Genomic DNA, 14,038 nt, shown 5'->3' with positions numbered 1-14,038 from the left:
ACGAAACGTACATCTACTATAACAACTAATTTGTGTTGATCAACCGATAATTATCTATTACTATAGTTTTACAACTAATGGTTGTGTTATCGGGGGAGTGAATGAACAGTATTAAAACGACATTAGAGATGTGGGGAAACTGGGCTCGCTGTGGTGTTGGCACCGACTATGCCAAGGTTAACGTGACCTTTCAGGCATCTTTACCGGCCGAATCTTCAGCGCTTTTTCGCACGGATGACAGCCAGGGAATGGTGGTGGATTCTGCCGTCGCTGGTCTACGTCATTTTGATAGCCTTGCCTATAAGCTAGTGATTGCACACTATGTTTATCGAATTAGTCAGTCAAAACTGGCAAAGCAGCTGGGGAAAGCACAGAGCTATGTGGCGGGCATTTTGCGAATTGCCGAGGCGTTTATTGCCGGGCAAATTTTTGTCCAAACTGGGGAGGCGTTCTCCGCCTAGAAAATCCTCTTTCTATGTCAATGTTCATCAAATGCCGCAGTGAAAAGCGGCATTTTTACGATCGGACAGCAGTAAAATAAAGTTGTAAAAACAACTTAAAATAGTTGATTTAATCTGATTATAAGGTATAGTAGGCACTATAAAGTCATCTTTATGTATCCAGATTCAGTGTTAAGCAGCCCACATCGTTGTGGGCTTTTTTGTTGCTCTACGAGCACCGTTAGGTTTGTGTATTCGGCACGATGAAATTATTGCCGATAGCCATTCACTCACTTTCAACCTCCTTCGGGAGGTTTTTTTATGCCTTTTTTTCATTTTTTCTATTCCTATTTTTCAGGGGGAACTTCATGCCAATGAAAGAACTACAAAGTTACAACGTTATTAGTCACGTACTGGTACTCGCAATGACGCTACTTGGCGCTGTTGCAAGCTACGCCTATCGGATCCTGAACGGGGAGGAGTTTCGCTGGTCGATTCTGTTTCTTCAGGCCGTTGTTGCCGTTTTCACGGGTGCCATGGTGTTACTGATGGCCAGCTACTACCACTGGGCCGCCGAATTTGCCGGCGGTATGGCGGGGCTGGCGGGGTGGTCCGGTGCTGAGTTTATCAAGCTGCTGGAAAAGCGCTTTCTTAAGCGACTGGGAGAAGAGCGACATGATGATTAGTCAGCAGGGTGTTGACCTGATTAAGTCTTTTGAATCCTGCCGATTAAAAGCCTACCTCTGCCCGGCAGGCGTTTGGACCATCGGCTATGGTCATACTTCGGGCGTCAGGCCGAACGATGAGATTTCTCAGGCTCAGGCGGAGCGCTATCTAAAGGCAGACTTAGTTCGCGTAGAGCAGGACGTTCGCATTCTGGCGCGGGTTCCCCTCACTCAGGGGCAGTTTGACGCGCTAGTCTCTTTCGCCTTCAACTGCGGCACTCGAGCGCTGAGTACTTCTACGCTGCTGCGTAAGCTCAACGGGCGGGACTATGTGGGCGCTGCCGAGGAGTTTTCTCGCTGGGTGTTTGCCAACGGGAAACGGTTTGCCGGGCTGGAGCGCCGCCGTCGGCTGGAAAAGCGGATGTTTGAATCATGAATGCACTCGTTAAGTATGCCGCGCCTGGCGTCATGATTGTTCTATTGGGGCTGGCTCTCTGGTGGACTTTTGGGCAAATGAAGTCCCTCGCCGTCAGACTGGAACAGACTGAGAGCGAACTGAGCACCGAGAGAGCCAGTGGTGAAGCGCTTAGGCGTCAATACACAAGAATTCAGGAGGTGCTAGACGATGTGGCGAAGAAAAAAAGTGAAAGCGATCGCGAAGCGGGAAGACTTCGCGCAGAGCTTGACGAAGCACAGCGGACTGTCCCCTGTGCGAGCCAGCGCGTTCCTGATGCTGTTACTGAGCGGCTGCGCGACAGAGTCTCCTCCGTTAATGCCGCTACCGGTGCCCAATAGCCTGTTTCAACCCTGTGAGGCGCCGGAATATCGGGTAAGAAACTACGGCGATTATCCTGGTTATGTGGTTGAACTGTTGGTGGCTATCGAGCAGTGTAATGAGCGGCTACGGGGAGTCAGAGAAATTTTGAATCAGTAAAAGTCCGTTTGCGATTAAGCGTTTTTCGTTAATATAGGACACTTCGCATTATCCTGCTCTCTTTAAAGGAATAACCTAATGAGAACCAATGGCGTTTCTTTCACTGCGGCCGTTTGCTGGCTGTCATTTTGGCTTGGAGCTGTGCTTTCTGGAGCCGCCTGGCTATATGCACGATTTCAGCAGGTTCCTTTTATTGAAGGTTTAGCCAACGGTCTTATGAATGTCACCAGCCCAGATAGCACTGTCGCACTTTTGCTTGCGCTAGGTCTGATGCTGTTGGTCATTGGGGTAATATTTGTTCCTCTCTTTTATCTTACGGTTGCTGTACAGGGGCTTATCCGAGTGTTGACGCTTAAGCCTATTCGCATTTAGTTCTGATTTCCTGCGGTTAGCCGGCTGTTATCTTTTTAGTTGTGGGCTTTATGATTGGCCTTGTTTTAATTATTTTCTTTTTTGTTGTTAAAAACAACTTTTAGGGGTTGAATTAATCTGATTATCAGGTATAATAACCACTATAAAGTCGTAAAACTCTATCTTAAACGTTGTTAACAAAAAGCCCGCATAGCTATGCGGGCTTTTTGCTTTTTGGCGCACAAGAAAGAGAGGATTCTGGCTTTTTTGGTACATCCTCCCCATGGGGCGAAGCGCTAAAGGGAGCGCTGACGTAGCTGCAGTCATAGTGCACGTTTGGGCTACGATGCATAAAAAGGTCTCAGCCCGACGGTCTGGCGTTTAGCCTTCGTTGATGTACTACTCTTTGGCCCCGCAGCTCGCAGGGCCTTTTCTTTTTCCTGTTTTGTCATCATCCATATTCATCTCTGAGGTTTCTATGGCAACAACCATTGAACAGCGGCTACAGGCGCATCTGCAGCCGTTGCTGAGCGTCGCCCTGATCGTAAAGGGCGAAACGCCGCCTCCTGAGCCCTACGCTGAACTGAGTATCGTCTCTTGTTCTGCGCTGGGCATGGGAGACGAGCTGGTGAGAACCGTTGATGAAGACGGCAATTTGATACTGCGCGGTCAGCGGCGCGCTGAAATCGCCGTGCATTGCGTTGGCGGTGAGGCTGCCGCTGTGCTGACCCCGCTGATTGACGGCTTCAGAAAGATTTCTGTGTCAGAGCGTTTTCAGCTGGCACAAATTGGAATAGAGGGAAGTCCTTTGCTTAAAACGGAAATGAAGGAAGACGCCCAATGGACGCCGAATTCAGAGACCTACCTAAGCTTTTTTATCCACTATTCCGTAACAATCAAAGACGCAGTAAGCGTCATTGAGCGTGTTCAGGCCGCCACCGACGGCGGCGATATTACTTTTAACATAACGAGGTAAAACAATGGGTTCTCTGAATCAAATTGTGAACGTAAATATTGCTCTGAGTACGACCAGCGTTGCGCGCGGCGTATTTGGTGTGCCTATGATTGTTGCTCCGCTGACTGCGTTTTCTGAGCGCGTTCGCGTCTATCAGGACTACAACGCAGCCGTTGAGGACAATCTGCCCGCCGACGTTTTAAAAGCGCTGCAGGCAGTATTCAGCCAAACGCCGCGCCCGCAGATGTGCAAAGTAGGCCGACTGGACGTTGCCGCTGACAGTGAAGTAGAGGCGGCTTCTATGAGTGCTCAGCTGAGCGCCATTCAGGCGGAAGACGCCAACTGGTACGGCTTTGCTCTGACTAAGCGCGATGCCGCTCTGCAAATGGCTGCCGCAGAGTGGGCAGAAACGCAAACCAAGATCTTCTTTACCTCCAGCGCTGACGAAGACATCGTTGATGCTTCCAGCTCAGCGGACATTGTGTCTCGCCTGATGGAAAAACGCTTTCTGCGCACGGCGGTTATCGTTGATAAACACGCGGCAGACCAGTATCTGGAGATGGCCTGGATGGGGCGCTGCTTTACCATCGCTCCGGGTGGTGAAACCTGGGCACTGAAACAGCTTTCTGGCGTTCAGGCTTCCGACTGGAGCGCAACCGAACAGCAGACCATCGTCAAGAAGGGCGGCAACACCTTTGAGCGCTTTGCGCCGCAAATTTACCTGACGACGCCGGGCAAAGTGGTTAGCGGCGAGTGGGTCGACGTGATCCGCTTCCGCGACTGGTTGGCAGATACCATTCAGACCAGCCTGAGTACGCTGATGATCAACCGCAATAAGGTGCCTTACACCGACGGCGGCATCGCGCTGATTGTCAACAATTTGACCGGCTGTCTGATGGAAGGACAGCGCGTGGGCGGCATCGCGCCGGACGAAATCGACGCTGACGGCAATAGCGTCAAAGGCTTCGTGGTGACTTATCCCAGAAGCGTTGAGGTTCCGTTCCAGGACAAGGCCGCCCGCGTGCTGAACCTGTCGTTCTCCGCCCGCCTGGCTGGCGCTATCCACTTAACCAACATCGACGGCAATCTGTCATACGAACTACAGTAATTAACCGCTAACAGGAGCATTTTACGATGGCAGCAGAATTAACAGGCACTTATAAAGGCGATCAGGTATTTGTCACCGTTGGACCGGTATTGATTTCCGGCTTTAGCGATGGGGACGCGATTTCGGTAAAGCGTACCGCTGAACTTTACACCACGAAAGTGGGCATTGACGGCGGTGTAGCGCGCGTTCGCAGTGCTAACAAGAGCGGAACTATTGAAATCAAGCTGCTGCAAACCAGCGGCGTGAACGATGAGCTTTCCAAACTTTTCTATGTCGACAACTTTAACGAAGACGGTTCACCGGTTCTGCCTATCAGCGTAACTGACGGTAATGGCACCACGCTGTGCTCAGCCGGTCAGGCGTGGCTGAAGGCAGTACCTGAACTGGCGTTTGGCGATGCGATAGGCGATCGTACCTGGACGTTTGAATGTGCCGATCTCAAGCTGTTTGTTGGCGGAAACTAAGCTTTTTAGCCAAAAGTAGGTGAGAACGGCGCCAAGAGGCGCTTTTTTATTATCTGAATTTTGTTATCGGGGGCGTTAGCCCCCTTTCTTTATGGAGAAAACGAATGCACGTTGAAACTTTCATCATCGGGAATCGTGAGTTTACTGCGGGAAAAATGAACGCATTTGACGCTGGCCGTCTGCTGCTGAAGCTGAAATCTATTGTTGCTCCAGGGCTAGCGCTTATCGGTCGGGACAATGGCGCACAAGCCGCTTCTATTCTTGAGCTTTTTTCCGGTTTGGATGAAAAAACCCATGAAGAGGTGCTGTTTCCCATTTTGGCGGCAGCAGGCACTTACTCGGTAGAAAACAAGCGCAAGATTGCCTCTTCGACGGATATGAACCTCTGCTTCACCGTCGATAACCTGCTCGATTTTTATCTACTGGTATGGGAGGTGTTAAAGCTTAACTTTGCCCCTTTTATCGAGCAGTTGGGCAACCGCTTTGGCGCCCTCGATACCGAGGTCGAGCAGCCGTAGCCGAGAGTGATAGCTGCGGTGAACTGTGTCCTTCTCTTCAAGAAGAACTGTGGATATGGCGGCCCGTCATGGCCAATCTGGTCACGCTAGAGGCCGTTAAATCCGGCGCAGTTTGCGTAGAAGATTTGTTAAAAATCAATGCGCTTTTGGATATGCGTGAAGATATGCAGATTCAGGCGCAACAGGAGAGCCGTAAATGAGTGCTCAGGCGACAATATCGTCAAATCAACTCGCCATCTACAACTCGCTGTCGGTGACGCTTTCAACGCTCGTTAAGCAATTAACGGTAGTGAATCAGAAGATTTCTCAGGTCAACATCGAGAATCGTCTTATTTCATCAAATACCGTTAACGTGATTAGCGTTCGCGTTGGAAAAATCAACACCAAACTTCAGGAATCAGAAAAAAAGACGCAGTCGTGGGCGGAAAAGATCTCAGCTGCCTCAGATAAGGTGCAGAAAGGATTCTCCACGCTCAACAGTTGGTTTGGCGGCAAGCTGTCTTTGACCGCGATGGTAAAAAGTGCAGGTGATCTACAGGCGTTACAGCAAAGAATTAAGGGGCTTCCTCAGGTTTTCTGTGATTCAGCCGATGGGGTCTACTATTTGACTCAGCAGGCCAATAAGGCGCGAATGCCGATGAAGGCTTACGGCGACGCCTATGTGGCGCTGGCGAAAAACAGTCAGTCTCTGCTTAAGTCGCCCAAAGCGGTGACCGATACACTAAACGCCATGTCGAACGCGCTTAGGCTGGGAACGGGGAATACAGAAGAACAGGCATCGGCACTGACATTGCTGTCTTCATCTTTCAAAAAAGGCAAGATCGACGCTGAAGCCATGAACGGCTTTCTTTCAAAGCTCAGTGAAAAAACGTTAGGGGACTTAGCCCGTGGGATGGGGTTGTCAAGTAAGCAGCTTTTGGAAATGGCGAAGCAGGGAAGAATTACCGGCGTTCAGCTTGAGAAGGGGTTGAAGAGGGCTGCGCCCGGTTTGCAAAAAGGCGTCGATAGCCTACCGATGAAGTGGGACGACGCCGTAACCAAAGTCAGCAACCGCTGGGACGAGCTGCTTTTCGCTTTGGAAAACAAAAGCGGTTTGATTACCAAAGTCTCTAACCTGTTTATCAAAGGGTTTGATCTGGTTGAAAAGTCCATTGACTGGCTGATAGTGAAGTGTGGCGGCGTAGATAACGCTCTGATGGCCATTGGTAGCATCATCGGTGCGATGTTTGCCGGTAAGACAATCCTGTCTATTATCAGCGTCGTCTCCTGGCTAGGGAAGGCGTGGCCAGTAATATCTGTACTGCTGTCCTTTATGGGAAAACTCGGCCCAGCAATGAGCATCGTCAGAACCGGTCTTATGGCACTAAGGCTGGCTTTTGCCGGTTTAGGCTGGCCGATTACGATAATTATTGGCCTGATTTTTGCGCTGATTGATGCCTACCACTGGATCAGCGGCGAAGATTCCTATATTGGCAGCCTGATTGGCCCTTGGGAAAACTATCTAGCTTCACTGATGCAGGTGTGGGATGGAATTAAGGGCATATTTTCTGGCCTCACTGATATGGTGTTAGGAACGTGGGGGATTTTCGATGGTCTTTTTCACTTGGACTCGAAGAAGATTCTGGCCGGCTTTGAACAGTTGTGTTCTGGCGTTATGGGCATTTTTGATGGTTTTACAAACGTGCTCAAGGGTGCCTTTGATTTTATCGTTGATCCGTTCATTGCCGCGGGTTCGAAGTTTATGAGCTGGCTTGGCTTAGGCGGAAAAGAGGAAAAATCGAGTGGTGAAGCTGGAAAAGCGCCTAAAGACGGTTTTCTTAATGTAAATAAGCAGCTGACGAAGCCCGCTCCAGGGCTGAGCCAAATGGTTTCTGACGGAAGCTTTGGCCTACCTGACCTGTCTGCCACTCAAGCCGTGGCGGTAACGACCACTAATCAGTCATCTATTACCAGTAACCAACAAATCAACTTACAGGTTAACGCTAATTCTCCTCAGGATTTACTTAATAAAGTTGCTGAGATGGCAAAAGAAGGCGCTGCTCAAGGGAACAAGACGTTGGTTAATGAGATCAACAGGGGGCAGACCTGATGGGAAATATATGGGGCGTTTTGGCGAAGTATCTGAATAACAAAAATAGCGTTGTCACTCTGGACGGTGATTTCTTCAATATGGAATTTGAAGTGATCACTAGCGAAACCCACAGCTGGACAGCGCAAACCACCAGTAATCCGGTGGAAAAGGGTGAGCCCGTTAGCGATCACGTTCAACGGGATCCCGATACGCTGCAGATAAACGGCATTATCAGCAACGCATCTGTTCGAGGAAAACTTGGGACGCTTTTGGACAAAATGGCTAACGGACTCAGTCTGGAGTCTCCCGTTCAGCAGGCTTTTGACAAGCTTTATGCGCTGATGGAAGACAAGAGACCGATGACGGTTTATACCCAGTATAAAGTGTATCCCGATATGGTGTTGACTAGCCTGAGTATTCCTCGATCGCCAGAAGCGGGTGAGAGCATTGAGTTTAACGCGACGTTTACTCACGTACGCTGTGTGTCCACGATGCTGGTGAGCTCAGAAGATGCAGGTATCAGCTCGGAAAACTCGGAGTCAGAAAGTACCTCTCGGCAGTCGTCGCCAGAGGCAAATCGAGGAAAAGTGCCCACTGAGCCGGTAAGCCAGGACGTTGAGACTGACGCTGGCAGTACCTATGACTTTGGCAGCTGTGGTCCTAATGGCTGCCAGACGGTAGATACTGGCCGAGGTTGGTAAAAATAAGCGGAGTGCTTTATGGTGCAATATATCAAGATCCCTCTCATTGCGGGTCAGGCAGACCAGCGGTTAGACGTCACGCTAGATGGTGAAACCTTTTCATTACGAGTGATTTGGAATGAGCTTCACGGCTATTGGTCAATGAATGTTTACCAACGTAATCGTGAGTTAATTATCAGCGGCGTTAAGCTTGTTAAAAATATACCGCTTATCGCAAGGTATAACCTTAAGTCTCCTGCTGGGGACTTTATTTTTTACGATAATAACAGTGGAAAAGAGCGTCCTGACTTTGACTCTTTGGGAAATGATCACTTACTGCTTTATCGTAATGACAACTCTTAACGGTAACGCTAGCTATATTACTTAACTACAACACCTGACTTTTTTCTTATCTGTAAGGAATAGCGATATGTTATTTAACCGTGTCGCTGAATTAATCGTGGGCGAGCCTAACGGTGAGGCCGTTATTATTCGCGACTTACGCTTTTCATTTTCAATTGAAAAAGATAATGATAAAGCAGTCAATAAGCTAAATTTAAAAATCTATAACATGAATAAACAGACCCGCAGTGTTGTTGAACGGGTCAATAATAACGTGATCTTCAAGGCGGGCTATGAACACGATATTGGGCCTGTGACTATTTTCACTGGCTCAGTCGTGAGCGCTTGGACTGTCAGTGAAGGTAACGACATTATTACCGAGCTGTCTGTTCGAGACGGCATCTTGGCATTAAGAGACACTAAGATTTCTCTTAGCTATTCGCCGGGTACGTCGGCGCTGAGCGTTCTCGATGACGTGATGGCATCATTTTCCATTCCCGTTAAGCCTCTACCTAAAAGTATTACCGATAAAGCCTATTTACGAGGATTCTCATTCTGTGGAAAGGCTGAGACGGCAATGAATGATGTGTGCCTTTATCTGGGGCTGACCTGGTCCATCCAAAATAACGAAATTCAAATACTGGACAGGAATAATCCCTCCGGTGATGAGATCGTTGTTCTAACGCCAGACAATGGGTTGATTGGTGTACCAGAACGGGTGGTGGACTCTACGCGTAAGCAGTCTCAGGGGGAAAGTTCACCGCCGTCAGGCATGGTTCTGTCAGAGAGCCGAAAAGAGGGGGAACATTTTCAAATCGACGGTTACAACGTGAAGTGCCTGCTACAGCCTCGTCTGTATCCGGGCTGCTACGTGGGGCTGGAAAGCCATGTCCTCTCACTAGATCCGATGATTGATACTGACGATATCGGCCGGCCGAGAATGTTTTTTCGTGCCGAAACCGTGACGCACAGTGGGGATAGTCATCAGGGCGAATGGCTGACGGAATGCCAGCTTAAAGCGGTAGATTAAGGAGAACGTATGGCTGAAAACAGTAACCTACTCCAAGCGCTCCAATCGCTGATTCAGACCGAGAATAGCCAAATCAATACCGCCGTTGACGGCATTATTGAAAGCTACAGTGCGGGAATTGCTAGCGTAAAACCGATCCCACAAAAGCGGTTTAACGACGGTAGCCAGATAGCCTACCCCGTCATCCCCAACGTCCCGGTCATGTGGCCGCGCTTCGCGGGCGATACGGCTGGGGTCAAAGGGCCTGTGCGGCCGGGAGACAAGTGCCTGCTGGTGTTCTGCCAGCAGGCCGTTGACGGCAGCGATGATGAACGGCGTTTTTCCCTTAACGATGCCTACTGCATTGTGGGCGGGTTCGGGGCGTCTACCGGACGTGGTGAGGAAAACGACCAAATGCAGCTTTACTTCAACGACGCTTACGTGGCGTTAACTGAAGACGGCAAGCTGCTGATTAACGCGCCGGCGGGTGTGGAAATCACTACGCCCGAAACGTTGAACAAAGGCCTTTTAACTACCGAAGGGCAGCTTAGCTATCAGTCGGGCATGTCCGGGCGCGGTGGCGCCACGATCAACGGCACGGTTAAAGCCACAGGCGACGTTCAGGGCAGCGGTATTTCTCTTATCCAACATACTCATCGTGAACACGATGGGCCATCGACGGGGCCAGCGCAATGATTGATTTAACGCTTGATTCTTCAGGCGATCTCGACCTGAGTCGCAACGATCTGAGCTGGGTAGACGGCGCTGAGCGCGTACATCAACAGCTGCGGATAAAGCTAAAGCTGTGGCGCGGCGAATGGTTTTTAAACACTGCCTTTGGCACGCCGTACCTTCAGCAGATCCTCGGTAAACAGATCACGCTAAACGGCGCGCTGGCCGCGCTAAAAACCAGCATTCTTGATGTGGACGGCGTGCGGGAAATTACCCAGTTTCACTATGAGTTCGATCGGCAAACGCGAAGCCTGACGGTGCAGTTTGCCGTCAAGACGCCCTATGGGCTGATTAACTATAAAGGTAATCAATAATGGCTTTAACGAAAGAGGGCTATGCCGTCAAGCGGCTGGCCGAACTGAAAAAAGAGTATGACCGCCTGTTGATCAACCGCTTTGGCCCGATTAACACACAGCCCGATTCGGTTATCGGTCAGCTGGAGGGCATCTGGGCGGAGGCGCTGGCCAATCTTTATGAGCAGGCGCAGGACACCTATCACGCCATGTATCCGTTCAGCGCTGAGGGCGTCTCTCTGGACGGCGCAGTGTCCTACGTGGGTATTACGCGCTTTACCGCGACAGCGACCTGGACGATTGCGGCGGTGTATGGCAGGGAGTCAACGCTGCTGAAAAGCGGGGCGCAGGCGTCTGACGGTGTGCAGCGTTATCAAAGCGTATTGGACGCGGTTATCAGCCGAGCCAACGCCGTCGATACGTTAATAGACGTTAACGTGCAAAGCGGTATGAATTACGTGCTTAACGTAAACGGCATGCTGATTAGCTATCTTTCCGGCTCTAACGCGACGCTGGAAGAGATTGCATTTGGACTAGGGCAACAGTTTAATCCCGACGCGATGCGCTACGAGCTAGACGACGGGCGCCTCAGGATCTTTGCCACTGACGGCGTGACGCCGTTTGCCCTGTCCGTTGGTGAGCGGATGAAGATGGTTCGCATTGGCTCGCCCGCTCGCTTTGTTTCAATGAACGAAGGGCGCCGGGTATTGCCTCAGGGAGCTTTGCGCGAAATCGTTACACCACGCAGCGGCTGGGAGGACGTGTGCAATCTGGTTGAAGGCGTGACCGGGCGGGAACGGGAGAGCGACACCGAGCTGCGCACCCGATTTGAACAGTCCCGCCAGTCGCTGGGCTCTGCGACAGTGAAAGCGATTCGCGCTCGGCTGATTCAGGACGTGTCCGGCGTTAGCGAAGTGCGAATTTTTGAGAACCGAACTAACCAAACGTCCGATGACGGCATTCCACCTCACGCCTTTGAAGCGCTGGTAGTTGGCGGTAGCGATCAAAGCGTCGCTGACGCCCTGTGGACGCATAAGCCCGCGGGCATCGAAACCTACGGCGCTAACTCCATTATGGTGAAGGACGAGAACGGTGACGGCCAGCGCATTTGCTTCTCGCGCGCCACGCAAAAATACGCTTGGATCCGCGTGCATGTAACCGGGCTGTACGATGAAGAGGCCCTGCCTCAGGACATTATCAGCACCATCAAGCGGGCGGTGATGAGCTACGGTGAATCTCTTAGCATCGGTGAAGACATCATTCTTCAGCGCATGCTGGGGCCTATCTACGCCAACACCACCGGACTTGCCGGGATTGTTATTGAAGCTGCAGTCACCGAATCGCCAGAAGCGCTACCGGCCTACGGAGAAGGCAATATCGCCATTGATAAGCGCAGCACCGCGGTATTTGACGAGGCTCGGCTGGAGGTTATCGGCCTATGACCACTTCTTTTAGAAAAACGGCGCTGTCGCGCCTTGTGGGGCAGTTTCACGATAAAGAGAAGGTGAAAGGGCTGGTGGAGTCAATGGTGACTCCGCTGGAGGAGCTATCCGACGATCTGAACGCCATCAAGCACCAGCGCTGGGTCGATACGGCAGAAGGCGAACAGCTTGACGGCTGCGGCTATATCGTTGGCGTTTCGCGCCAGAGCCGAGGGGACGAAGAGTACCGCATTGCCATCAAGTCGCGCATTCTCAGCAATAGTTCTCGCGGTAGACCTCAGGATCTGATTGAAGGCGTGCGCTTTTTGACTAAGGCGACAGACATCCAGTATCTGGAAAGCTATCCGGCCTGTGCGCTGCTGTTTTCTAACGGTAAAACTGTTCCTCCGGGCAGCCAGCCGATCCTGCAGGACATCGCGCCTGCGGCGATAGAGACCGTGCCGCTGATGGTGAGCTACGGTCGGGCTCAGCCTCTGAGAACGGGGCGACTGTCGAATCCGTCCGGCCTGAGCGTGACCAGCGAGCAGGGCGACGCTGAGCTGCAGGTTAACGAGCAGGGATTGAGCGTGAGCGGCAGTAACCCGATCGGCTCCGCTCGCCTGAGCGGCATGGTGCCGGCTAAAACGCCGCTTCTGGCCAACCGAGCCAAGATCCGCGCTGCCAAAGGCATATTGGCGGTAAGTACAACCTATGAGGTGTTCGATAACGGATACCGTTTACCTGGAGTATTCCAATGACTACGTTTGCAGAAAATCACATCGTCTTTCCCGACGGACAGATTAACGTTGTCCCGCTGCCGGAAGCCATTATGCGCAACGGCTTTACGCCAGAAACCCGCGATGCCCCCGGCATGCCGCTCCCTGCCCAGTACCTAAACTGGCTGATGCGCGATCTTTATCGCCTGGCGAATGAAGTAAAGGATAAAAGTGAAGAGCTGGCTGGTCGAGTTATTCCCGCCTGGATGCCGATCCCCTGTCCGCTGGAGGAGGCCCCCGAGGGCTACCTGAAGTGTAACGGCGCGGCGTTTGACAAGGAGCGCTATCCCGAACTGGCTGAGGGCTACCCGTCTGGTGTGCTGCCCGATCTGCGAGGGGAGTTTATTCGCGGGTGGGATGATGGGAGAGGGGTGGATGCGGGGAGGAAATTGTTGAGTCTCCAGTCTCATGCGTTTGAAAGCCACAACCACTATCTTCCAAGCTGTGCGGGGTCGGTCCCGGCACCCAATACAAGATACGCCTCATTGCATGACAGCGCCTGGACAACAAGAATTGCAGTAAATCGTGAGATCACGGCTACCCCAGATATGGCGGTAACATTTCCTCTAACGAAGGGAGATCTGACAAATATTCAGCAAGCTACGGGAGATATTGGGACATTTGGAACAGAGACTCGTCCACGTAATATTGCATTCTTATATATTGTGAGAGCTGCATAATGAGTCGTGCAAAATTTAATGACTTGGGCTTAGCTACACGAGCTGGAACAGTTCATCTCTATAATGTATCTCCTGATTTTGAAGAGTTCCTCTTTGAATCTGATGAGGGGATCTCTGTAGGGACAGGGGTTCCAGCCTATAGCTATATTGATGTTCCTTTGCCTGCTAAATCCGGATTTGCCGTTTGTCGAGATGATAAAGAGTGGAAATACATGGAAGACCATCGAGGTATTGAAGCGTATTCCATCCAAACGGGAGAACCGATAGAGATTACTGCTCTTGGCTCTCTCCCTTCGAATGTAACAACGCTTAGCCCTATAACGCCTTTTGACACTTGGAACGGCGATCGCTGGGTAACGGACGAAACGGCGAAGCGTCAGTCTGAAATAGAGACCGCCGCGCAGCAAAAACGCAGTTTAGAACAGAAGGCCAACGTAGCGATTGATACGCTAAGCGATGCCATTGAACTGGGGCTGGCTGAGTCAGGCGATGAGGAAATGCTTAAAGCCTGGCGAGCCTATCGCGTTAAGTTGTCTCGCATTGATACTCAGAACGCGCCCATTACTGTCTGGCCCGATCTCCCTACTACATAGTTTATT

General features: G+C 51.1%; 21 protein-coding genes. All 21 read left to right on the top strand.

The annotated features are described in order from the left end of the window. The first annotated feature begins 101 nt into the window (after positions 1-101). The 21 genes from DQM29_RS12385 to DQM29_RS12295 all read left to right on the top strand — a co-directional run bounded on the left by DQM29_RS12385 (position 102) and on the right by DQM29_RS12295 (position 14,032). Positions 102-461, top strand: a complete 360-nt coding sequence (locus DQM29_RS12385; protein WP_111740979.1) for an antiterminator Q family protein — start codon at positions 102-104, stop codon at positions 459-461. Positions 462-808: 347 nt separating this feature from the next. After that, positions 809-1,126 (top strand): phage holin family protein, encoded by a 318-nt coding sequence (locus DQM29_RS12380; protein ID WP_170126528.1) that lies wholly within the window; start codon positions 809-811, stop codon positions 1,124-1,126. Beyond that, positions 1,116-1,541: a lysozyme gene (locus DQM29_RS12375; protein ID WP_111740978.1), complete on the top strand. Its 426-nt coding sequence runs from the start codon at positions 1,116-1,118 to the stop codon at positions 1,539-1,541. Before DQM29_RS12380 ends, DQM29_RS12375 begins: the two co-directional genes overlap by 11 nt. Then, positions 1,538-1,900, top strand: a complete 363-nt coding sequence (locus DQM29_RS12370) for a hypothetical protein (RefSeq protein ID WP_111740977.1) — start codon at positions 1,538-1,540, stop codon at positions 1,898-1,900. Before DQM29_RS12375 ends, DQM29_RS12370 begins: the two co-directional genes overlap by 4 nt. Continuing rightward, positions 1,836-2,039, top strand: coding sequence for an Rz1-like lysis system protein LysC (gene lysC / locus DQM29_RS18765; RefSeq protein WP_145960370.1), 204 nt, complete (start codon positions 1,836-1,838; stop codon positions 2,037-2,039). Before DQM29_RS12370 ends, lysC begins: the two co-directional genes overlap by 65 nt. 78 nt (positions 2,040-2,117) lie before the next feature. Beyond that, positions 2,118-2,411 carry a hypothetical protein gene (locus tag DQM29_RS12365; protein WP_111740976.1) on the top strand — a complete coding sequence of 98 codons (294 nt, stop codon included), beginning with the start codon at positions 2,118-2,120 and terminating at the stop codon, positions 2,409-2,411. Positions 2,412-2,868: 457 nt separating this feature from the next. Further along, complete coding sequence (locus DQM29_RS12360) at positions 2,869-3,366, top strand: phage neck terminator protein (RefSeq protein WP_145960369.1); 498 nt, start codon at positions 2,869-2,871, stop codon at positions 3,364-3,366. Between the two features lie 4 nt (positions 3,367-3,370). After that, positions 3,371-4,453: a DUF3383 family protein gene (locus DQM29_RS12355; RefSeq protein ID WP_111740974.1), complete on the top strand. Its 1,083-nt coding sequence runs from the start codon at positions 3,371-3,373 to the stop codon at positions 4,451-4,453. 26 nt (positions 4,454-4,479) lie between these two features. After that, entirely contained in the window at positions 4,480-4,917 is a 438-nt protein-coding gene (locus DQM29_RS12350; RefSeq protein WP_111740973.1) for a phage structural protein, read from the top strand. A gap of 104 nt (positions 4,918-5,021) precedes the next feature. Continuing rightward, on the top strand, positions 5,022-5,435 hold the full coding sequence (locus DQM29_RS12345) for a phage tail assembly chaperone (RefSeq protein ID WP_111740972.1): 414 nt from the start codon (positions 5,022-5,024) through the stop codon (positions 5,433-5,435). 68 nt (positions 5,436-5,503) lie between these two features. Continuing rightward, positions 5,504-5,635 (top strand): hypothetical protein, encoded by a 132-nt coding sequence (locus DQM29_RS18580; RefSeq protein WP_269472290.1) that lies wholly within the window; start codon positions 5,504-5,506, stop codon positions 5,633-5,635. After that, on the top strand, positions 5,632-7,524 hold the full coding sequence (locus DQM29_RS12340; RefSeq protein WP_111740971.1) for a tape measure protein: 1,893 nt from the start codon (positions 5,632-5,634) through the stop codon (positions 7,522-7,524). The genes DQM29_RS18580 and DQM29_RS12340 overlap by 4 nt, the downstream gene beginning before the upstream one ends. Next, positions 7,524-8,207: a phage baseplate protein gene (locus DQM29_RS12335; RefSeq protein ID WP_111740970.1), complete on the top strand. Its 684-nt coding sequence runs from the start codon at positions 7,524-7,526 to the stop codon at positions 8,205-8,207. Before DQM29_RS12340 ends, DQM29_RS12335 begins: the two co-directional genes overlap by 1 nt. Positions 8,208-8,225: 18 nt before the next feature. Continuing rightward, positions 8,226-8,549 carry a phage baseplate plug family protein gene (locus DQM29_RS12330; protein ID WP_111740969.1) on the top strand — a complete coding sequence of 108 codons (324 nt, stop codon included), beginning with the start codon at positions 8,226-8,228 and terminating at the stop codon, positions 8,547-8,549. A gap of 67 nt (positions 8,550-8,616) precedes the next feature. Beyond that, complete coding sequence (locus DQM29_RS12325; protein WP_111740968.1) at positions 8,617-9,558, top strand: phage protein; 942 nt, start codon at positions 8,617-8,619, stop codon at positions 9,556-9,558. 9 nt (positions 9,559-9,567) lie between these two features. Next, the gene (locus DQM29_RS12320) at positions 9,568-10,233 is read left to right on the top strand and encodes a Gp138 family membrane-puncturing spike protein (protein ID WP_111740967.1); all 666 of its coding nucleotides are present in this window, start codon (positions 9,568-9,570) and stop codon (positions 10,231-10,233) included. Further along, positions 10,230-10,583: a contractile injection system sheath initiator gene (locus DQM29_RS12315; RefSeq protein WP_111740966.1), complete on the top strand. Its 354-nt coding sequence runs from the start codon at positions 10,230-10,232 to the stop codon at positions 10,581-10,583. Before DQM29_RS12320 ends, DQM29_RS12315 begins: the two co-directional genes overlap by 4 nt. Next, positions 10,583-12,004, top strand: a complete 1,422-nt coding sequence (locus DQM29_RS12310) for a hypothetical protein (RefSeq protein ID WP_111740965.1) — start codon at positions 10,583-10,585, stop codon at positions 12,002-12,004. Before DQM29_RS12315 ends, DQM29_RS12310 begins: the two co-directional genes overlap by 1 nt. Then, positions 12,001-12,741 carry a baseplate wedge 1 family protein gene (locus DQM29_RS12305; protein WP_111740964.1) on the top strand — a complete coding sequence of 247 codons (741 nt, stop codon included), beginning with the start codon at positions 12,001-12,003 and terminating at the stop codon, positions 12,739-12,741. Before DQM29_RS12310 ends, DQM29_RS12305 begins: the two co-directional genes overlap by 4 nt. Next, positions 12,738-13,439: a phage tail protein gene (locus DQM29_RS12300; protein ID WP_232054913.1), complete on the top strand. Its 702-nt coding sequence runs from the start codon at positions 12,738-12,740 to the stop codon at positions 13,437-13,439. Before DQM29_RS12305 ends, DQM29_RS12300 begins: the two co-directional genes overlap by 4 nt. Continuing rightward, complete coding sequence (locus DQM29_RS12295; protein ID WP_111740963.1) at positions 13,439-14,032, top strand: tail fiber assembly protein; 594 nt, start codon at positions 13,439-13,441, stop codon at positions 14,030-14,032. The genes DQM29_RS12300 and DQM29_RS12295 overlap by 1 nt, the downstream gene beginning before the upstream one ends. Positions 14,033-14,038: the final 6 nt, after the last annotated feature.

Source organism: Leminorella richardii (genome assembly GCF_900478135.1).
GTDB lineage: Bacteria > Pseudomonadota > Gammaproteobacteria > Enterobacterales > Enterobacteriaceae > Leminorella > Leminorella richardii.
The sequence above is the reverse complement of the archived record's forward strand: the minus strand, read 5'-3'. Positions and strand labels throughout refer to the sequence as shown.

Coding starts and splice junctions, on each gene's coding strand:
- DQM29_RS12365 (WP_111740976.1), top strand. CDS start 2,118: ATGAGAACCAATGGCGTTTCTTTCACTGCGGCCGTTTGCTGGCTGTCA.
- DQM29_RS12330 (WP_111740969.1), top strand. CDS start 8,226: ATGGTGCAATATATCAAGATCCCTCTCATTGCGGGTCAGGCAGACCAG.
- DQM29_RS12310 (WP_111740965.1), top strand. CDS start 10,583: ATGGCTTTAACGAAAGAGGGCTATGCCGTCAAGCGGCTGGCCGAACTG.
- DQM29_RS12375 (WP_111740978.1), top strand. CDS start 1,116: ATGATGATTAGTCAGCAGGGTGTTGACCTGATTAAGTCTTTTGAATCC.
- DQM29_RS12380 (WP_170126528.1), top strand. CDS start 809: ATGCCAATGAAAGAACTACAAAGTTACAACGTTATTAGTCACGTACTG.
- DQM29_RS12385 (WP_111740979.1), top strand. CDS start 102: ATGAACAGTATTAAAACGACATTAGAGATGTGGGGAAACTGGGCTCGC.
- lysC (WP_145960370.1), top strand. CDS start 1,836: ATGCTGTTACTGAGCGGCTGCGCGACAGAGTCTCCTCCGTTAATGCCG.
- DQM29_RS12355 (WP_111740974.1), top strand. CDS start 3,371: ATGGGTTCTCTGAATCAAATTGTGAACGTAAATATTGCTCTGAGTACG.
- DQM29_RS12345 (WP_111740972.1), top strand. CDS start 5,022: ATGCACGTTGAAACTTTCATCATCGGGAATCGTGAGTTTACTGCGGGA.
- DQM29_RS12305 (WP_111740964.1), top strand. CDS start 12,001: ATGACCACTTCTTTTAGAAAAACGGCGCTGTCGCGCCTTGTGGGGCAG.
- DQM29_RS12320 (WP_111740967.1), top strand. CDS start 9,568: ATGGCTGAAAACAGTAACCTACTCCAAGCGCTCCAATCGCTGATTCAG.
- DQM29_RS12300 (WP_232054913.1), top strand. CDS start 12,738: ATGACTACGTTTGCAGAAAATCACATCGTCTTTCCCGACGGACAGATT.
- DQM29_RS18580 (WP_269472290.1), top strand. CDS start 5,504: ATGGCCAATCTGGTCACGCTAGAGGCCGTTAAATCCGGCGCAGTTTGC.
- DQM29_RS12360 (WP_145960369.1), top strand. CDS start 2,869: ATGGCAACAACCATTGAACAGCGGCTACAGGCGCATCTGCAGCCGTTG.
- DQM29_RS12350 (WP_111740973.1), top strand. CDS start 4,480: ATGGCAGCAGAATTAACAGGCACTTATAAAGGCGATCAGGTATTTGTC.
- DQM29_RS12335 (WP_111740970.1), top strand. CDS start 7,524: ATGGGAAATATATGGGGCGTTTTGGCGAAGTATCTGAATAACAAAAAT.
- DQM29_RS12325 (WP_111740968.1), top strand. CDS start 8,617: ATGTTATTTAACCGTGTCGCTGAATTAATCGTGGGCGAGCCTAACGGT.
- DQM29_RS12340 (WP_111740971.1), top strand. CDS start 5,632: ATGAGTGCTCAGGCGACAATATCGTCAAATCAACTCGCCATCTACAAC.
- DQM29_RS12295 (WP_111740963.1), top strand. CDS start 13,439: ATGAGTCGTGCAAAATTTAATGACTTGGGCTTAGCTACACGAGCTGGA.
- DQM29_RS12315 (WP_111740966.1), top strand. CDS start 10,230: ATGATTGATTTAACGCTTGATTCTTCAGGCGATCTCGACCTGAGTCGC.
- DQM29_RS12370 (WP_111740977.1), top strand. CDS start 1,538: ATGAATGCACTCGTTAAGTATGCCGCGCCTGGCGTCATGATTGTTCTA.